The organism is Streptomyces sp. ICC1, from assembly GCF_003287935.1.
In the GTDB taxonomy this organism is placed as follows: domain Bacteria; phylum Actinomycetota; class Actinomycetes; order Streptomycetales; family Streptomycetaceae; genus Streptomyces; species Streptomyces tritrimontium.
The window spans coordinates 5601998-5620939 of sequence record NZ_CP030287.1; the positions used below are offsets into that span (position 1 = coordinate 5601998).

An 18942-nucleotide genomic window follows, 5' to 3' on the forward strand; every position below is an offset into this window, starting at 1 on the left:
ACGGAATCCCGCATCCTGGGTACGTACGTTCTCATGAGCCAGCCGCCCGCACGCATGCATACGGAATCCGATGTTCCGCCGGCCGTCACCCCGGCGTCGACCTACCGCCTCCAGCTGAGCCCCGAGTTCACGTTCGCCGACGCACGGGAGTCCGTGCCGTACCTCGCCTCGCTCGGTGTGTCCCACCTCCACCTCTCCCCCGTCCTGGAGGCGGTGCCCGGCTCCGCACACGGGTACGACGTCACCGACCACTCCCGGGTCCGGGCCGAGCTCGGCGGGGAGGCGGGCCTGCGGGCCCTGGCCGCCACCGCCCGCGCGCACGGACTCGGCCTGGTGCTCGACATCGTGCCGAACCACATGGCCGTGCCCTCGCCGTTGCGGCTGAACCGGCAGCTGTGGGAGGTGCTGCGCGAGGGGCCCGGCTCCCCCTGCGCGCGCTGGTTCGACATCGACTGGGAGGCGGGCGGCGGACAGGTGCTGCTGCCGGTGCTCCCCGGGCCCGCCGGGCCCGCGGACTTCAAGGCCGACGGGGACGTACTGCGCCACGGGGACCTGGAGTTCCCGCTGCGGGCCGGCACCGCCGCACTGGAGCCTGCCGAACTGCTGGCCGCGCAGTTCTACCGCCCCGCCTGGTGGCGGGAGGCGCGCACCGCCCTCAACTACCGCCGCTTCTTCACCATTTCGGATCTCATCGGGGTCCGGGTGGAGGACCCGCAGGTGTTCGCGGCCACGCACGCGAAGATCCTGGAGCTGGTCCGGGACGGGGTCGTCGAGGGGCTGCGCATCGACCACGTGGACGGCCTCGCGGACCCCCGGGAGTACCTGGACCGGCTGCGGAGCGCGACCGGCCCCGGCTGCTGGATCGTCGTCGAGAAGATCCTCGCCCGCGGCGAACGCCTGCCCGCCGCCTGGCCGGTCGCCGGCACCACGGGCTACGACGCCCTGCGCCACGTGGACGGCCTGTTCGTCGATCCCGCGGGCGCGGAGGAACTGGCCCTGCGCTACCGGGAGTCCACCGGAGCCGCGGACTGGCCGGAGACCGCGGAGCGGTCCACGCGGGAAGTGCTGACCGGGGACCTGGCGGCGGAGCTGGCCGCGCTGGAGCGGCGCGCGGGCCCCGCCGCGGCCCGGGCGGTGCGCGAACTGCTCGTCGCCTACCCGGCGTACCGCCCCTACCCGGGCGCCGACGGGTTCACCGAGGTCACCGGAGTGAGCCCGGACGACATCGCCGCCGTCCGCGAACTCACCTGGCGGGACGGCGTCTTCGCTGCCCGCTTCGCGCAGACCTCGGCGGCCCTGCGCGCCAAGTCCCTGGAGGACCGGGCGTTCTACCGCTGGGCCCCGCTCCTGTCGGCCACGGAGGTGGGCGGCGATCCGGGCCGTCCGGCGGTCTCCCCCGGGGAGTTCCACGCGTACTGCGCGCGCCTGGAGCGCGACTGGCCCGCCTCCGGCACGGTCCTGTCCACGCACGACACCAAGCGCAGTGCGGACGTACGCGCCCGGATCGCGGTGCTGTCCCAGGCCCCCGAGCTGGCGCGGGAACCGCACGGGGCGCCGCCGGGGCCGGATCCGCAGCTGGCCTGGGTGGCGCGGCAGAGCGCCTTCGGCCTGGGCTCCGCGCCCGACCGCGAGGAGCGGCTGGCCGAGGCCCTGCTCAAGGCCGTCCGCGAGGCGGGCCTGCACACGAGCTGGACCGACCGGGACGAGCGGTACGAGGCGGACGTCGCGGGGTACGTGCCGGACCCGCGGGAGGACCCGCCCGAGATCGCGGCGGCGGCCCGGGACAACGTCCTGGCCATGACCGCGCTGCACCTGACGATGCCGGGGGTCCCGGAGCTCTACCAGGGCTCCGAGAGCGAGTACCGGGCCCTGGTCGACCCGGACAACCGCCGACCGGCCGAGCTGGACCCCCACCCGGAGCCGGGCACCCTCGCGGCGCGCAAGCTCGCCCTGACCGCGGCGCTGCTGCGGCTGCGCCGCTCCCGCCCGGAGCTCTTCACCGGCTACGCCCCGCTCCCGGCCCGGGGTCCGGCCGCGGAGCACTGCGTGGCGTACGCGCGCTCCGCGGACCTGGTGGTGGCGGTGACCCGGCTGTCCCTGCGCCTCGCGGCGGCGGGCGGCTGGCGCACCACGGCCCTGGAACTGCCCCCGGGCCGCTGGACCCCCCTCGACGCCCCGGGCCCGTCCTTCACCGGCGGGGTCCCGCTGGCCGCCCTCCTGGCGGAGTCACCGGTGGCGGTCCTGGTGCGCAGGGCTTAGCCCAGGGGGCGGTGCAGGGGTCGGTGCAGGGCTCGGCGCGGCGGCGGGCCCGGCCGGGCGCAGGGCTTCGGCCAGGGGATTGCGTCCGGCCGGCGGGCAAGTGCGGGGCGCGCGGAGCAGTAGGCGGGGTGCGCGGCGGGCATGGCACTCCTTGTGACACTCATCCGCGACATGTGCTACCCCACCCCCCGCGAACTCGCGCTGGCCGCCCGCGCGCTGGTGGACGAACACCCCGGCCCGGTGGGGCTCCGCCAGGCCGGCACCTCCCGGGCCGGGGAGCCGCTCTGGCTGCTCTCCGTGGGCGCGGGACACCCGCGCAACGTGCTCGTCGTCGCCGGGGCCCACGCCAACGAGCCCGTGGGCGGAGCCACCGCCCTCGCGCTCGCCCGGCGCCTGGTCCGCGGCCCCGTCGACGAGGCGGCCGGCGCCGACTGGCACTTCCTGCTCTGCGCCGACCCGGACGGCGCGGCCCTGCACCGCACGCCCCGCCCGTACTCCCTGCTCGACTACCACCGGAACTTCTTCCGGCCCCCGGGCCCCGAACAGCCCGAGTGGGCGCCGTCTTTACTGGCCCCCGACCGGCTGCCGCCCGAGACGCTGGCCCTGACCGCCCTCATCGACGAGCTGCGCCCCGCCCTCCAGGTGTCCCTCCACGGCACCGACCTCGGCGGCTCGTGGATCCAGCTGACCCGTGACATACCCGGCCTCGCCGAGCCCTTCGGCAAATCGGCCGCCGAGCTGCGCATCCCGGTCGAGACCAGCGCCTCCGACGCCTCCGGATGGCCCTCACCCGGTGCGGGCATCTTCGTGATGCCCGAGCCGGGGCCCGCGGCCGGCGGAGCCTTCCACCCGGAGGACACCCGGCTCAGCACCTGGTACCACGCCCACCGCCACGCCGGGACCACCGCGATCATCGAAGTCCCGATGTGGGCCTCGGACCTGGTGGACGATCCGGCACCGCATCCGGACCCGCGCGCCGCCCTGCGCCTGCTGGCCGGGCGGCTCACCGCCGACGCGGCGCGGGTCGCGCGGCTGCGGGAGGTCGCGGCCGCCGGCACGGATCCGGCCGCCTCGGCGCTGCTGCGCGCGGTCGACTGGACGCTCGCGCTGATCCCCCGGATCGCCGTCGAGTGGACGGGCGCCGAGGCGCCCGCCGAGGCCACGGCGGCCTACATCGGGAGCATCGACGCCTTCGGCCGGCGCCTCTCGCTGCGCGCCGCCGCGATGCTGCTGCGGGTCCTGCGCGCCCAGGGCCATCCGACGGCCCCGGCCGTGGACCGGCTCGTCGCGGGCTGGTGCGAGGAGTTCGCGGCCCGCTTCGAGGCCCGCTGGGTCCCGGTGGCCACCCAGGTGGAACACCAGTCCCGGGTCGTCCTGGCGGCGTACGAACGGCTCGTGGCGGCCGGCCGGTAGATCACGACGGGCCGGCGGGCCGCTCCGTCGCCAGCGCGTAGCGGATCTTCGGGCGGCCGGTCGCGCCGAGCCGGTCGTAGAAGCGGATCGCGCCCTCGTTCCAGTCGGGGGTCTGCCATTCGACGTGGCCGAGGCCGAGGGTCCGGGCGAGTGCGCGCACGCCCTCCACCAGGGCGGCTCCCAGGCCGTGTCCGCGAGCCTCCGCGGCGAGGTAGAGGCAGTCCATGTGGAGGTGGTGGCGGGCGTCCCAGAAGGAGAACTCGGCCGAGCAGGCGGCGTACCCGGCGACCGCGCCGTCCGGGGTCTCGGCCAGCAGCACCCAGAGCCGGGCGTCATCGGCGAAGGGCTGCGGGCCGAGCCGGTCGGCGAGGGGGCCAGCGGGGCGGGGCTCGGACTTCTCGTACTCCTGGTGCTCGCGCATGAGGCCGACCAGGCGCGGCATGTCCTCGGGGCGTGCGGGCCGTACGACGGGGGCGGCGGAGAGGTGTTCCATGGGCCCATCCTCCGTGTGCCCCCGCTCCGGCGCGCAGCGGGGTCTCCCGGCCGCGGTCCCGGCTTCGGCTCCGGCCACGGCTTCGGCTCCGGTCCCCGGACCGGCCGAGCCCGCCCCGGACCTGCCCGCTCTCAGCTCGCCGACAGCCGGAACGACATCCGTCCGAAGCCGATCTGGTCCCCGTCCCGCACCACGGCCGAGCCGGTGACCCGGCGCCCGTTCACCGTGGTCCCGTTGGTCGAGCCGAGGTCCGTGATCACCCACACCCCGTCGCGCGTGCTGAGCTCCGCGTGCGCCCGGGAGACGGTCTCGTGGCTGAGCCGCAGCCCGTTGCCGGGGTCGCGGCCGATCCGCAGCGGTCCGGCGCCGGGGTGCGGAAGCAGCAGCTTGGGCAGCTTCTCGGCGGCCCAGGCCCGCCGCACGCCCACCGACACGGCCGAGGCCCGCCCCACCCAGCCGAACAGCCGACGGGTCCAAGGGCTTTCGGCGCCCTCCCGGCCCTGCAGGTCCGCGGTGAGCACCGCGAGGTCCTCGGTGCGCCGGGCCACAAGGGCGAGCTCCATACGGCGCAGGAAGGTGTCGTGCGACAACTTCCCGAGGGCAGCGCCCTCCCGGAGCTGGCCCAGCGCCCGGTCGCGCTCGGCGTCGGACAGCCGCGGGGCGGGATAGGCGGGGAACTCGAAACTGGACGTCACAGGGTGATTGTCGGCCCGTCAGGGGCAGAGTGTCCAGAACTCCCGCGCCGAGCCGGAGATGATGGGCCGGTCACGCAGGTTGGGGTACCGCCGCAAGACGAGGGGACCGTCCGTGCAGTTCGAGGTGTGGGCACCGCTGACAGGTCGGGTCGCGCTGCGACTTGACGAGGCCGCGTACGAGATGGCGCCCGATCCGGAGCGGCCCGGCTGGTGGCTCGCCGAGGCCCCGGCCGCCGACGGCTCCCGGTACGGATACCTGCTGGGAGGCGGCCCGGACGGGCCCGGGGGCGATCTCCAGGGGCCCGTACGCCCCGATCCGCGCGGGCGGCGCCTGCCCGACGGCCCGGACGGCCTCTCGGCGGTCGTCGACTTCGCGGCCCTCACCCCCGGGGAGCCGGCCCCCGCCCCGCGCGTCCCGCTCCAGGAAGCCGTCCTGTACGAGCTGCACATCGGCACCTTCACCCCCGAGGGGACCTTCGACGCGGCCGCGGCCCGCCTCGGCCACCTGACCGCGCTCGGCGTCACCCACGTCGAGCTGATGCCGGTGTGCTCCTTCCCCGGCCGCCACGGCTGGGGGTACGACGGGGTCGCGCCCTGGTCCGTGCACGAGCCGTACGGGGGCCCGGCCGGGCTGGTCCGCTTCGTGGAGGCGGCGCACGGCGCCGGACTCGGCGTCGTACTGGACGTGGTGCACAACCACCTCGGCCCCTCCGGCAACCACCTGCCCGCCTTCGGGCCGTACTTCACCGACACCCACCACACGCCCTGGGGCGCGGCGGTGAACCTGGACGCGCCGGGCTCCGACGAGGTGCGCGCCTACCTCCTCGCCAGCGCGCTCGCCTGGCTGCGCGACTACCGGATCGACGGGCTGCGCCTGGACGCGGTGCACGCCCTCGCCGACGGCCGGGCGCTGACCTTCCTGGAGGAGCTGGCCGGCGCGGTCGACGCCCTGGCGGCCGAGAGCGGACGGCCGCTGTTCCTGATCGCCGAGTCCGACCTGTGCGATCCGCGCACCACCGCGCCCCGCCCCGCCGGCGGCACCGGACTGCACGCGCAGTGGAACGACGACTTCCACCACGCCCTGCACTGCACGCTCACGGGCGAATCCCAGGGCTACTACGCGGACTTCGCGGCCGCCCCGCTCGGCGCCCTCACCAAGACGATGACCCGGGCCTTCTTCCACGACGGGACCTGGTCCTCCTTCCGCGGCCGCCACCACGGCCGCCCGGTGGACCGCGTCCGCACCCCCGCGCACCGGTTCCTCGGCTACACCCAGACCCACGACCAGATCGGCAACCGGGCGCTGGGCGACCGGCTCGCCGCCTCCCTCTCCCCCGGCCTGCTGGCGTGCGCGGCGGCGGTGGCGCTGACCGGGCCGTTCGTGCCGATGCTGTTCATGGGCGAGGAGTGGGGGGCCGGAACGCCCTGGCAGTACTTCACCGACCATCCCGACCCCGCCCTCGCCGAGGCCGTGCGCACGGGCCGGCGGCGGGAGTTCGCGGAACACGGCTGGAAGGCCGAGGAGATCCCCGACCCCCAGGACCCCGCGACCCGGGACCGCTCCTGCCTGGACTGGGCCGAGCCCGCACGGGACCCCCACGCCCGCCTGCTGGAGTGGTACCGCACCCTGGTCGGGCTCCGCCGCACCCATCCGGACCTGCGCGATCCCGATCTGGCCTCGGTCCGGACCGCCCACGACGAGGAGCGGCGCTGGCTGACGTTCCGCCGGGGCGACATCCGGGTGGTGGTGAACTTCTCCGCGGAGCCGACGACCATCGCGCTGGGCCGCAACGGCATGCGGGTTCTGGCCTCCTGGATCCCCGCGAACCATCCCGACGCGGACGGGCGGATCCACGTGCCGGCCGAATCGGCGGTGGTCCTGGGCCCGTAGCGGCGCGGGCACGGACGGGCCTACTCGACGATCGCCAGTTCCCGCGAGGCGTTGTTGAAGCTGCGGCAGCCGGTCTCGGTGACCGTGACGATGTCCTCGATGCGGACGCCGAACCGCCCCGGGAGGTAGATCCCCGGCTCCACGGAGAAGCACATGCCGGGGACGAGGACCTGCTCCTCCCCCTCCACCATGTACGGCGGCTCGTGCGTGGTGACTCCGATGCCGTGGCCGGTGCGGTGGATGAACTGCTCGCCGTAGCCGAACTCGGTGATCACCGCGCGGGCCGCGCGGTCCACGTCCTGGCAGGCGGCGCCCGCCCGGGCCGCCGCCACGCCCGCCAGCTGGGCCTCGCGGACGATGTCGTGGACGCGCTGCTCCTCGTCCGTGGGCTCGCCGACGTGGACGGTCCGGGAGATGTCGGATCCGTAGCCGTGCTTGAGCCCTCCGAAGTCCAGGACCACCATGTCGCCGTTCTCGATGACCCGGTCGCCGGCCTCGTGGTGCGGATTGGCCCCGTTGGGGCCGGAGCCGACGACGGTGAAGTCGACCTGGGAGTGGCCGTGTACGCGCAGCAGCGCGGCGAGGTCGGCGGCGACGTCGCTCTCCCGGCGGCCGGCGAAGGGGACGTGCAGGATCTGCGCGTACGCGGCGTCGGCGGCTTCCCCGGCGGCCGCGAGCCGGGCGAGCTCGCGCTCGTCCTTGACGGCGCGCAGCATCGGCAGCACGTCGGTCAGCGGGGCGTAGGAGGTCGTCGGCAACTCCCGTTGCAGGCCCAGCAGGTGCAGCGCCCAGGTGTTGTCGCTGACGCCGAAGCGGCCGGCGGCGTCCAGCAGCGGGGCGGCCGCGGTGTACGGGTTCTTCCCGTCGGCCCAGTCCCGCAGGGTCAGCGCGCCCGCGCCGGGGGCCTTCGCCGCGTCGGGGGCTTCCAGCGAGGGGACGACGAGGACGGGGTCCTGCCCGGCCGCGAGGACGAGCAGGGTCAGCCGCTCGGTGTCCACGGGGCGGTAGCCGGTGAGGTGGGCGAGGTCGGGCCCGGGGGCGATCAGCAGGCCGGCCAGGCCCGCGTCGGCGGCGGACCGCGCGGCGGCGGCCATCCGTGCGGCGTAGTCGGCGGCCGTGAAGGGATCGGCGTCGTGAGCGGAGTCGTGGTCCATGCGGGGATCCTCCCGCGCCCCGCCCCCCGAAGTCAGGGGCCGCGCCGGTCGAACCCGCCCCGGGCGGGTCCGGGCGCAGCCCGGGGAACGGAGGAAGGGTGGCTCGGGGACGGGCCCCGCAAGGCCCCGCAGGGCTACCGCAGGGCTCCGCGTCACGCCGGCGTCACCGCCCGCAGGGCCCATTCCAGCGGCCCGCGGCCCAGCCGCGTACCGCGCAGGAAGTGGTCCCAGACCAGGCAGCCGGCCATCGCGCAGGCCGAGAACCCCGCCAGCGCGTCCCAACCGGTCCAGCCGCGCAGGAACATCGCCAGCGCCACCGCGTGCACGACGTACACCGACAGGGCCATCGCTCCGACGGCGGCGAGCGGCCGCAGCGCCCTCGCCACCCGCCCGACCCGCGCGGCGAGGGCGAGCAGGCCGAGGAGGGCGGCCCCGGTCCCGGCGTTGCCGAGGGTCTCCAGCGGGGTCTGGCTGTAGGGGCCGGCCAGCAGCAGCCAGTCCCAGGAGGTGCTGGGGATCGCGCCGAACTGCTCGGCCAGCACCGCGGCGACCGGATCGGGCTCCGCGGCGGCCCACGGGTGCTCCCGTGCGACGGCGTCCAGCAGGGACGCGCGCCGGCCGCCCGGGCCCATCGCGAGCCAGGAGGCGCCGTACCCGGCGACGGCGGCGGCCGCCCCGGCGCCGGCCAGCAGTCCGAGCGACCGCTTGCTCCGCAGGTCGGCGAGGCGGCCCAGCGCCATGCCCACCAGGATGTAGGGGAAGTAGGTGAGCAGCGGGTACGCGCCCGAGAGCAGCAGTTCCCGCACCGTCCCGGCGGCGCCGCTCCAGCTCAACAGGTCGGCCGGGACCGGTGTGCCCCCGCGCCCGCCGGTGCGCAGCCCCGCGGCCCGGCCCAGGGTGTAGGAGAGGACCGGACCCAGGACGACGGCGGCGCCCGCGGCGGCCGCCAGGGTGCGGGTGCGCAGCCGGGTGAAGGGTTCGGCTGCCAGGAAGTAGACGGCGTAGAAGGCCAGGATCACCAGGATCCCGGGTGAGAGCGCGGCGAGGCACAGGCCGAGCCCGGCGAGGATCGCGCAGCGGGTCAGGGTGGCCCGCAGCGGCGGCGGCCCCGCGGCACGGGAGCGGGCGAGCGCGAGGGAGAAGCCGGCGATGAGCGTGAAGACGGCGGGCGCGCGGCCGTCGGCGGCGACCAGCAGCCAGCCCGCGCCCTCGGGCACGGGCGGCGGTCCGACGTGGACGGCGAACATGCCGAGGACGGCGGCGCCGCGGGCGGCGTCCAACCCGGTGAGACGGTTTGCTCCCATAAGGAGAGGGAGGGCGATCGCGGCGCCGGGGTTGCCTCCCGCCTCCCACCTGCCGTCGCGCGACAAACACGTCGCGGGAGCACCCCGCCGATCGGCTATGCTGTGCTTGCACGTCGAACGGGTGGTCCGCCACCCTTCGTGGTGGGTGTAGCTCAGTTGGTAGAGCACCTGGTTGTGGTCCAGGTGGCCGCGGGTTCAAGTCCCGTCACTCACCCTGTTGATCCCGTGGGGGGTACGAGGTTTCCTCGTACCCCCCACGGGTTTTCCCGTTTCTGCCCGTCCGCCCGTCCGTCTGCCCCGTGCCTCCCGCCCCCCTTCCCCCGATCCGCGGAAATGCGATGCGCCGAGAGAGATTCCCCGCGCTGCTGGTGGCGGCGGGCTGTGTCCTCGTGTGGGCCCTCGACTGGATCACGGTGGAGCCGCCGCGCGCCTGGGCCGTCCTCGTCTGCGGCGCCGTCGTCGGCGCGATCGCCCTGCTGCCCGCCCGCGCGGTCCGGCTCCCCCTCGACGGCCGCGCGCTGCTCGCCGCCCCGCTCTCCCTCGCCGCCACCGGCGCGATGCTGCTGCCGGACCGGGGCACCGGCGGGAGTTGGGGGCTGCTGGAGTCCGCCGCCCTGCTGGTGCTGCTGGCCCGGTGCGCCCGGCACACCGACCCGCCCCGGGTGGTGCCGCTGGGACTGCTGCTGTGGGCGGCGGCCGCCGCGGCCCCGCTGCGGATGCCCAGCGACGCCGCCGCCGAGACCGCCGCCTTCGCGCTGACCCTGGCGGCCGCCGGGGCCGCCGGATTCGGCGGCTACCTGCGCATCCTGGACCAGCGCCGGGCCCGAGCGGTCGTGGCCGTACGGGAGCACGAGCGCCACGAACTCGCCCGCGACCTGCACGACTTCGTGGCCCACCACGTCACCGGCATCGTCGTCCAGGCGCAGGCCGCCCAGGCCATCCGGGAGACCGCGCCCGAGCGGCTCGAGCCGCTGCTGCGCTCCATCGAGCGGGCCGGCGGCGAGACGCTGGACTCCATGCGGCGCCTGGTCCGCGTCCTGCGCGAGCAGGACTCGGGGTCGGTGCGGCCGCAGGACCTGCTCGCGGAGCTGGCCCTGCTGGTGGCCGGCCGGCCGGGGGCCGCCCTGGAGCTGGCCGAACCGGTACGGCGGGTGCGGCTGGCGCCGGAAGTGGAGACCTCGGTGCACCGGCTGGTGCAGGAGGCCCTGACCAATGTGACGCGGCACGCTCCGGGCGCGCGGGCCACACGGGTGAGGCTGGCCACCGACGGAGTACGCCTGACGGTGGAGGTCGACAACGGCCCCGCGCACGACCCCGGGCACCGGCGCGGCCACGTCCCGCCCGGCGGCCGCGGCGGCCTCGGGCTGATCGGGCTGCGCGAACGGGTCGAGGCCGTGGACGGCCGGCTCGCCGCGGGCCCGCTGCCGGACGGCGGCTGGCGGGTGACCGGAGTCTTCCCGCTGCTGGACGGCGGCGGCCGCGGCGACGGCGGCCCCGGCGGCGGCCTGGCAGGATCGAACGTATGAAAAGCGACATCCGCGTCCTCATCGCCGACGACCAGGAAATGGTCCGCACCGGCTTCGCGCTGATCCTGGGCGCCCAACCGGACATCGAGGTGGTCGGCGAGGCCACGGACGGCGCGCAGTGCGTGGAACTGGCCCGGCGGCTGCGCCCGGACGTGTGCCTGGTCGACGTACGGATGCCCAGGCTCGACGGGCTGGAGGTGACCCGGCTGCTCGCCGGGCCGGGGGTCGCCGACCCGCTGCGGGTGGTGATCGTGACCACCTTCGACCAGGACGACTACCTGTACGGGGCGCTGCGCGGCGGCGCCAGCGGCTTCCTGCTCAAGGACGCCGGGCCGAACCTGCTGGTGGAAGCCGTACGGGCGGCCGCGCGCGGGGACGCGCTCGTCTCCCCCGCCGTGACGCTGCGGCTGCTGGAGCGGCTCGGCGAGCAGCCCGCACCGCCGGGGACGCCGGGGGCGTTCGCCGGCGAACCGCCGGTGTCGGAGCGCGAGATGGACGTCGTGCGGCTGGTCGCGCGCGGGCTGACCAATCAGGAGATCGCCGACGGGCTGTTCATCTCGCTGTCCACGGTCAAGACGCACCTGGTCTCGGTGCAGGCCAAATTGGGGCTGCGCAACCGGGTGGAGATCGCCGCCTGGGCCTGGGAGAGCGGCGCGGTGCCCGCCGCCCCGCGCGGTCCGGTCGGCTGATCCGGGCCCGGCGGCCGTGTCCCTCGGCATCGACGGCGCCCCGGCGCTGCTCCTCGCCGTCCTCCTGGCGACCGCGGTGTTCGCGGGCACGGTGCTGCTGTGGCCCCGGCTCTCGGTGCGCGGGCCGGGGGCGGTGCTGGGGCGGTCCGCCCTGCAGCTGGCGATCACCCTGACGATGGCGGTGCCGCTGCTGCTCGCGGCGAACTCCTCCTACGGCTTCTACGGCTCCTGGGGCGATCTGCTGTCCCTGCGCCGCGACGATCCGATCCCGGCGGGCACGGACACCTCGGGCGCGGACCCGTCGGGGCGGGACGGCCTGCGGGTGCGGGGCACGCACTCGTGGCGGTACGGGGGCTCCGGCGATCCGGAGGCGGTCGGCCGGATCGAGGCGGTCACGGTGCGGGGGGCGCGCAGCGGGCTGTCGGCGCAGGCGTACGTCTACCTGCCGCCGCAGTACGCGTACGCGACGGCGCGGCGCCGGGAGGAGTTCCCGGTGGTGCTGGCGCTGAGCGGGTTCCCCAGTACGCCGCGGGTGCTGCTCGACCTGCTCCGGTATCCGCAGAGGGCGCTGGAGGCGGTGCGGGCGGGGCGGATGCGGCCGGCGGTGCTGGTGCTGATGACGCCGACGGTGGCGCCCCCGCGGGACACGGAGTGCGTGGACGTGCCGGGCGGGCCGCAGGCGGAGACCTTCTTCGCGCACGACCTGCGGGCGGCGGTGGCCTCGCACTACGGGCTCACGCGCGACGCCCGGGGGTGGGGCGTGATGGGCAACTCGGTGGGCGGGTACTGCGCGCTGAAGCTGGCCCTGCGCGAGCCGGACGCCTATCGGGCGGCTGCCGGGCTCTCGGCGTCGTACGAGGCGGCGCGGGACGCCGACACCGGCGACCTGTTCGGCGGCGACGCGGGCCTGCGGCGGGAGAGCGACCTGCTGTGGCGGCTGCGGAACCTGCCGCAGCCGCCGGTGTCGCTGCTGGTGGCGAGCAGCCGGAAGGGCGAGCACCAGTACCCGCGGACGATGGAGTTCATCGATGCGGTGCGGGCGCCCGCGCGGGTGTCGTCGATCGTCCTGGGCAGCGGCGGGCACCACTACGAGACGTGGGGCCGCGAGGTCCCGCCGGCGCTGGAGTGGCTGGTGGGACGGCTGAGCCCGCCCTGACGCGGGGTCGTCCGAAAGATGGAGCCGGCGCGGGCCTTCCGTACCTCCGGCCGAGGTCTCACGGCCCGGCCCGGGGCACGGTGGAAGGGTCCTGTGACCTGCGAGAGAGCCGAACATGCCGACCTCGACCCCCGTACGCCCCGCCGCCCCGGCCGAAGGTGTGGCCGAACTTGCCGAAGCCCGCCGTCCAGGACATCGGCGTCCGCAGAACGCGGTCCTCGCCGCTGAAAACCTCCTGCCGCGCGGGTTCGCAACCCCGCGGGGACCAGAAGGCGGCGGAGAAGGCCGGGATCACCGGTGTCCTGTTCACCGCGACCAACACGGCTGACGGTCCGGCGCAGTTGACCGTGGACTACGGCTCCTTCGCCTCGGCGGTGGGTGGTGGCTGGGCCACGCGCCTGGGTCTGGTCAGCCTGCCCGCGTGTGCGCTGACCACCCCCGACAAGGCGGAGTGCCGCAAGACGACCCCGCTGCCCTCGGCGAACAGCCTGAAGAACCGCACGGTGACGGCCGACGTCACCTCGCTCTCCGCCGGAACCCCGACCGCGGCCAAGTCCAAGGCCCCGGCGCAGGCTCCGGCGGTCTTCGCCGTCATGGCGTCGGAGACGGCCTCGCCGAAGGGCGGCGGCGACTTCGCGGCGACCCCGCTCTCCGCGTCGTCCAGCTGGGAGTCCGGGTCCTCCTCGGGCGCCTTCACCTGGTCCTATCCGGTGGCGGTCCCGGCCGCGGTCTCCGGCCCCACGCCGTCGCTGTCGTTCTCGTACAGCTCGGGTAGCATCGACGGCCGGACCGCGAACTCCAACAACCAGGGCTCCCAGGTCGGCGAGGGCTTCGACCTGACCTCCTCCTACATCGAGCGCAAGTACGGCTCCTGTGACGACGACGGCCAGGAGGACAAGCACGACCTCTGCTGGAAGTACGAGAACGCCTCGCTCGTCCTGAACGGCAAGTCCAGCGAGCTCGTCAAGGACGACACGACGGGCAAGTGGCGACTGAAGGACGACGACGCCTCCCAGGTCACCTGGTCCACCGGCGCCGACAACGGCGACAACGACGGCGAGTACTGGAAGGTGGTCACCGGTGACGGCACGACCTACACCTTCGGCCTGAACAAGCTCCCGGGCGCAGGCGCCGAGCGCACCAACTCGACTTGGTCCGCACCGGTGTTCGGCGACGACTCGGGCGAGCCCGGCTACGCCAAGGGCTCCACCTTCGCGGGCCGCTCCGAGACGCAGGCCTGGCGCTGGAACGTGGATCTGGTCCAGGACGTCCACGGCAACGCGGCCACCTACTGGTACACGGCCGAGTCCAACAACTACGCCAAGAACGGCGACAAGACCAAGCTCGCGGCCTACAACCGGGGCGGCTACCTGAACGAGATCCGCTACGGCCAGCGCGCCGACACGCTCTTCACCGGGACCGCCTCCCACAAGGTCACCTTCGGCTATGCGGAGCGCTGCTTCGCGACGAAGTGCGACGACCTGACCAAGGACACCTCGGACAACTGGCCCGACGTCCCCTTCGAGGCGGTGTGCTCGGCGAGCGAGACCGACTGCCGTGCTCTCGCACCGGATTTCTTCACCCGCAAGCGCATGACGGCCGTCAACACCCACGCGTGGTCCACGGCTCTCGAGCCGGACAACTACGCGAACGTGGACACCTTCGACCTCGCCCAGGAGTACCTGGACCCGGGCGACCTGGGCGACACCAGTGACCAGACCCTGGTCCTGAAGTCCATCAAGCGCACCGGCAAGAACGGCGGGACGGTGAACGTCCCACCCGTGGACTTCACCTACCACATGCGCCCGAACCGGGTGGACGTGGACGGCGATGACGTGGTCCCGCTGAACCGTCCGCGCATCAACACGATCACCTCGGAGACGGGCGCGATCACCACGGTCACCCTCTCGAACCCGGAGTGCGTGCGCGGTTCGAAGATGCCGGTGGCCGAGGACGACAACGCGCTGTCCTGCTATCCGGTGTACTGGCCGATCAACGGCGGTGACCCGAAGCTCGACTGGTTCCACAAGTACAACGTCGCGGCCGTCACCATCGCCGACCCGGCCGGCCAGAACGACCTCGTCGAGAACTCCTACGAGTACGCGAACCCGGGCTGGCACCACAACGACGACCCGCTGACGCCGGAGAAGGAGCGGACCTGGTCCGACTGGCGCGGCTACGGCAAGGTCACCACCCACACCGGCGCCCTCGGCAAGACCCGCTCCAAGGCCGTGAAGGTCTTCATGCAGGGCATGCACGGCGACAAGCGCAAGGACAGCACCGCCACCCGCACCACCACGGTCGCGGCCGTCCCGGTGTCCGGCCTGACGATCCCCGCGATCAACGACGACGAGCAGTACTCCGGTTTCAAGCGCCAGGAGATCACCTACGACGGAACCACCCCGGTCTCCGTGTCGGTGACCGACCCGTGGAGCAAGGAGACCGCGAGCCGGCAGGCGTCCTACGGCAACGCCAAGGCCCACTACGTCCGACCGCAGACCGAATACGCCCACACCTTCCTCACGGCGTCCAACACCTGGCGCACCACCCGGAGCGACACCACGTACGACGACGTCTACGGAATGAAGACGCTGTCCTCTTCCTCCGGTGACACGGCCAAGCCGGGCGACGAGACCTGCACCCGCACCTGGTACGCACGCAACGACGCCAAGGGCATCACCAACCTCACGTCACGCACCCGCACCGTCGGAGCCCTGTGCTCCGTCACGGACGACAAGCTGACCCTCCCCGCCAACTCCGCGACCCGCGGCGACGTCCTGACCGACACGGCCATGGTCTACGACGACACGGCCGCCACCGGCTGGACCGCGAACCAGACCCCGACCCTGGGCCTGGCGACCTGGGCCGGGCGCCCTCAGTCCTACCCGGTGGCGAGCGGTACCGCGGACCGCAACCCGGTCGGCGCCGCCGGCTGGCAGACCACCGCGAAGACCACCTACGACACGGCGACGGCCAAGCTCGGCCGCCCGCTGACCAGCACCGACGCGGCCGGGAACACGACCACGACCAGCTACACGCCCGCCGCCGCCGGCCCGCTGGAAGTCACCGTGGTCACCGCGCCGAAGCTGGCCGCCACCGGCCAGCAGCACAAGACGTACACCTACATGGACCTGCGCGGCTCCGTCGTGCGGTCCATCGAGGCGAACATGGCCTCGACCTTCAACACCTACGACGGCCTCGGCCGTGTGACCGCCACCTGGCTGCCCAACCGGGGCCAGTCCCTGACTCCGAACGTCAAGTACGACTACCTGCTGGAGCGCGGCAAGCAGCCCTGGACCTCGGTCGCCAGCCTCGCAGCCGACGGCAGCTACAAGACGGTCTACACGATCGCCGACGCACTGCTCCGCCCGCTCCAGACGCAGGCCGCGTCGCCGAACGGCGGCCGGGTCCTGACCGACACCCGCTACGACTCCCGTGGCCTGGCCTACGAGTCCTACACGGACATCTGGGACAAGGACAAGGCGCCGGAAGGCGTCTACGCCCGCGCCGAGTACGGCAGCACCCCCGCCCAGTCGCAGACCGTCTTCGACGGCCTGGGCCGCCCCACGACCAGCACCCTGCTCGTCTACGGCGTGCAGAAGCAGTCCACGACCACCAGCTACACCGGTGACTCGACCGCGACGACGGCCGTCCAGGGCGGCAACGCGACCCGCACGATCACCGACGCGCTGGGCCGGACCACCGAGACCCGCACCTACGGCGGGACCACGCCGAACGACCCCGCCTACGGAGGAACCGCACCCGGCACGCCCTACACCAGCGTGAGCAACACCTACACCGTCGACGGCAAGGCGTCGACGATCACCGGGCCCGACAGCTCGAAGTGGACGTACGGCTACGACCTCTTCGGCCGGAGCAGCAGCACCACCGACCCGGACAAGGGGCTTTCCACCACGACCTTCACGGTCCTGGACCAGATCGCGACGTCCAAGGACGCCCGCAACACGGTCCTGGAGTACGCGTACGACGAGGCCGGCCGCAAGACCGGCCTGTGGAAGTCGCCGAAGTCCGACGCCAACAAGCTCGCGGCGTGGACGTACGACACGGTCCGCAAGGGTTCCCCTTCCGCCGCGACGCGCTACGAAGGCGGCCTGACCGGCAAGGCGTACACCAAGTCCGTGACCGCGTACGACGTCCTGGGCCGTCCCTCGACGACCCGCCTGACCCTGCCCGCCGACGACCCGCTCGTCACCTCGGGCGCCATCGCCGCCACCACCGACACCACGGTCAACTACCGGCTCGACGGCGCGCTCAACTCCACGTCCGCGCCCGCGGCCGCTGGTCTCCCCGCCGAGATCCTCCAGGTGAGCTACGACGACTTCGGTCTGGCGAAGGGGCTCTCCGGAACCACCGACTACGTGCAGAACGTGTCGTACTCCCCGCTGGGCGACATCGACCAGCTCACCCTGGCCCGTTCGGCCGCCGCTGGTGTGCGCAAGACGTTCATCGGCAACACCTACGAGGAAGGCACCCGCCGCCTGCTGCGGTCCACGGTCAACGACCAGACGCACAACGGCATGCTGCAGGAGCTGACCTACCAATACGACCAGGCGGGCAATGTCCTGTCGATCTTCGACTCGGCTCCGCTGAGCGGGTTCACCAAGGCCGACAACCAGTGCTTCTCCTACGACGCGCAGCGCCGGATGACGGAGGCCTGGACCCCGAAGACCGCCGACTGCAACCCGACCGGGCGCACCGCCGCCAACCTCGACGGCGCGGCTCCGTACTGGAACAGCTACACGTACACGGCGGGCGGCCAGCGGGCCACGGAGAAGACCAACACCGGGACCCCGCAGACCCGTACCTACTGCTACGACCCGGCCCGCCCGCACGCCCTGGCGACCACCACCACCGGCGCCACCTGCACCGGCCTCACCCCGCAGTACGCCTACGACTCCATCGGAAACACCACCAAGCGCGCCGAAACCCCCGGCAGCGCGACCTCTCAAACTCTGAACTGGGGGCCGGAAGGCAAGCTCGCCAAGACGACCGAAGGCGCCACCGCCACCGACTACGTCTACGACGCGGAAGGTGAACTTCTGATCCGCCGCGACCCGGCGGGCGAGACGGTCCTCTACGCGGGCTCCAACGAGGTCCACCTCAAGGGCGCCAAGAAGTGGGCCACGCGCACCTACACCGTCGCCAGCACCAAGGTCGCGGTCCTGACCAGCGAATCCGGCAGCGCCAAGCTGTCGTTCGTGGCCGGCGACGCCCACGGCACGTCCTCGCTCATGGTTTCCGCGGACGACGCCCAGGCGGTGTCCAAGCGCTACACCACCCCGTTCGGCTCCGCACGCGGACCGGCGGCGGCCAACTGGCCCGAGGACAAGCGGTTCCTGGACAAGCCGGAGGACACCGGCACGGGCCTGACCCACATCGGCGCACGTGAATACGACGCGGCCCTCGGCCAGTTCCTCAGCGTCGACCCCGTCCTCGCACCGGACGCCGCACAGTCCCTCAACGGCTACTCGTACGCGAGCAACAACCCCGTCACCAGCGCCGACCCGACCGGCATGTGCGCGGAAATCGACTGCCCGACACGGCCTTGCCCTTCGTGCAACAACACGACGCCGGGCCACGAGCCCCCCGACGACGGGGACGGCAGTTACGACAAGGTCGACGACGAGATGCACAGCCCTCCGGAGAAGGGCGGCAAGAGTCTGCGCATGAACGTCGGCGGTGGGCTGAACCGCGGGATCATCATGGTGCGGTACTACATCCACACCTACGGTGCGATGTCCATCATTCCGGGCAAGCCCCTCCTGCTGGGCGACAACCGGGAAGACACCCTCGACCCGACCGCGGCCTACCGGATGGTGCTCTTCTGGGACACGGCCACCGGTGAAGTCGTCTTCAACGTGGCACCGTCCCACACCATGCCGGGCAAGCGGACCGTGGCCTCGTACGCGACGGGCGGCGAGCCGCAGGTCGTCGACGTGGGCTCCAAGCTCCTCCCGGCCCTTCCCATCAGGACCGACCTGCCCAAGAACAGGACGGTCGACGGCTATAACATCATCGACGACGACCTCGGCTCCAACTCGGACGGGCTCTTCCTGGGAGTGCACGGGGTCCAGCCGCTCATCACGATCGGGGCGGTCGACAACTATCTGAAGGTCAAGGCCGACAAGGACTCGGTGTCGGTGACCCGCTCGGGCAACGCGTACCCGGACATGGAAGCCGTGCAGTACCGGCAGGGGCAGGACGCGCGCTGGATCGGGCAGGACAGGATGGCGCACGAAAGCGGCTACGACGCACTGGACGCGTTCGGCGGGATCTTCCTCAAGGACATCGACCAGCGCACGTGGGTCAACGGCGACTGCACGAAGAGCTGCAAGTGAGGA

11 protein-coding genes and 1 tRNA gene are annotated in these 18942 nt (G+C 73.6%); 8 read left to right on the forward strand and 4 right to left on the reverse strand.

Annotation, left to right across the window (positions count from 1 at the left end; all coding sequences use genetic code 11):
- The first annotated feature begins 33 nt into the window (after positions 1-33).
- Both treY and DRB96_RS26370 read left to right on the forward strand, forming a co-directional pair.
- Positions 34-2259: a malto-oligosyltrehalose synthase gene (gene treY, locus DRB96_RS26365; RefSeq protein ID WP_239516258.1), complete on the forward strand. Its 2226-nt coding sequence runs from the start codon at positions 34-36 to the stop codon at positions 2257-2259.
- Positions 2260-2400: 141 nt separating this feature from the next.
- Positions 2401-3672: a M14 family zinc carboxypeptidase gene (locus tag DRB96_RS26370; RefSeq protein ID WP_239516259.1), complete on the forward strand. Its 1272-nt coding sequence runs from the start codon at positions 2401-2403 to the stop codon at positions 3670-3672.
- Between the two features lies 1 nt (position 3673).
- On the opposite strand, the gene DRB96_RS26375 is transcribed toward DRB96_RS26370, so the two are convergent.
- Positions 3674-4165 carry a GNAT family N-acetyltransferase gene (locus DRB96_RS26375; protein WP_112450696.1) on the reverse strand — a complete coding sequence of 164 codons (492 nt, stop codon included), beginning with the start codon at positions 4163-4165 and terminating at the stop codon, positions 3674-3676.
- 131 nt (positions 4166-4296) lie between these two features.
- Complete coding sequence (locus DRB96_RS26380) at positions 4297-4860, reverse strand: DUF1707 and FHA domain-containing protein (protein WP_112450697.1); 564 nt, start codon at positions 4858-4860, stop codon at positions 4297-4299.
- Between the two features lie 112 nt (positions 4861-4972).
- Between DRB96_RS26380 and treZ the strand changes: the two genes are divergently transcribed.
- Positions 4973-6751, forward strand: coding sequence for a malto-oligosyltrehalose trehalohydrolase (treZ, locus tag DRB96_RS26385; protein ID WP_112450698.1), 1779 nt, complete (start codon positions 4973-4975; stop codon positions 6749-6751).
- A 20-nt stretch (positions 6752-6771) separates the two neighbouring features.
- Here the strand turns inward: treZ and DRB96_RS26390 are convergent, their stop codons facing one another.
- Together DRB96_RS26390 and DRB96_RS26395 are read right to left on the reverse strand one after the other, a co-directional pair.
- The gene (locus tag DRB96_RS26390; RefSeq protein WP_162688669.1) at positions 6772-7905 is read right to left on the reverse strand and encodes an aminopeptidase P family protein; all 1134 of its coding nucleotides are present in this window, start codon (positions 7903-7905) and stop codon (positions 6772-6774) included.
- A 152-nt stretch (positions 7906-8057) separates the two neighbouring features.
- A complete protein-coding gene (locus DRB96_RS26395) occupies positions 8058-9209 on the reverse strand; it encodes a heparan-alpha-glucosaminide N-acetyltransferase domain-containing protein (protein ID WP_112450700.1) in 1152 nt (383 codons plus the stop codon).
- 141 nt (positions 9210-9350) lie between these two features.
- Between DRB96_RS26395 and DRB96_RS26400 the strand changes: the two genes are divergently transcribed.
- The 5 genes from DRB96_RS26400 (at position 9351) to DRB96_RS46015 (ending at position 18939) form a co-directional block, all read left to right on the forward strand.
- Positions 9351-9423 (forward strand) — tRNA-His (locus DRB96_RS26400).
- 124 nt (positions 9424-9547) lie between these two features.
- Entirely contained in the window at positions 9548-10735 is a 1188-nt protein-coding gene (locus tag DRB96_RS26405; protein WP_112450701.1) for a histidine kinase, read from the forward strand.
- Complete coding sequence (locus DRB96_RS26410; RefSeq protein ID WP_112450702.1) at positions 10732-11424, forward strand: response regulator transcription factor; 693 nt, start codon at positions 10732-10734, stop codon at positions 11422-11424. Before DRB96_RS26405 ends, DRB96_RS26410 begins: the two co-directional genes overlap by 4 nt.
- 16 nt (positions 11425-11440) lie before the next feature.
- Complete coding sequence (locus tag DRB96_RS26415; RefSeq protein ID WP_239517766.1) at positions 11441-12580, forward strand: alpha/beta hydrolase-fold protein; 1140 nt, start codon at positions 11441-11443, stop codon at positions 12578-12580.
- A 170-nt stretch (positions 12581-12750) separates the two neighbouring features.
- Complete coding sequence (locus tag DRB96_RS46015; protein ID WP_275432027.1) at positions 12751-18939, forward strand: RHS repeat-associated core domain-containing protein; 6189 nt, start codon at positions 12751-12753, stop codon at positions 18937-18939.
- The last annotated feature ends 3 nt before the right edge of the window (positions 18940-18942 follow it).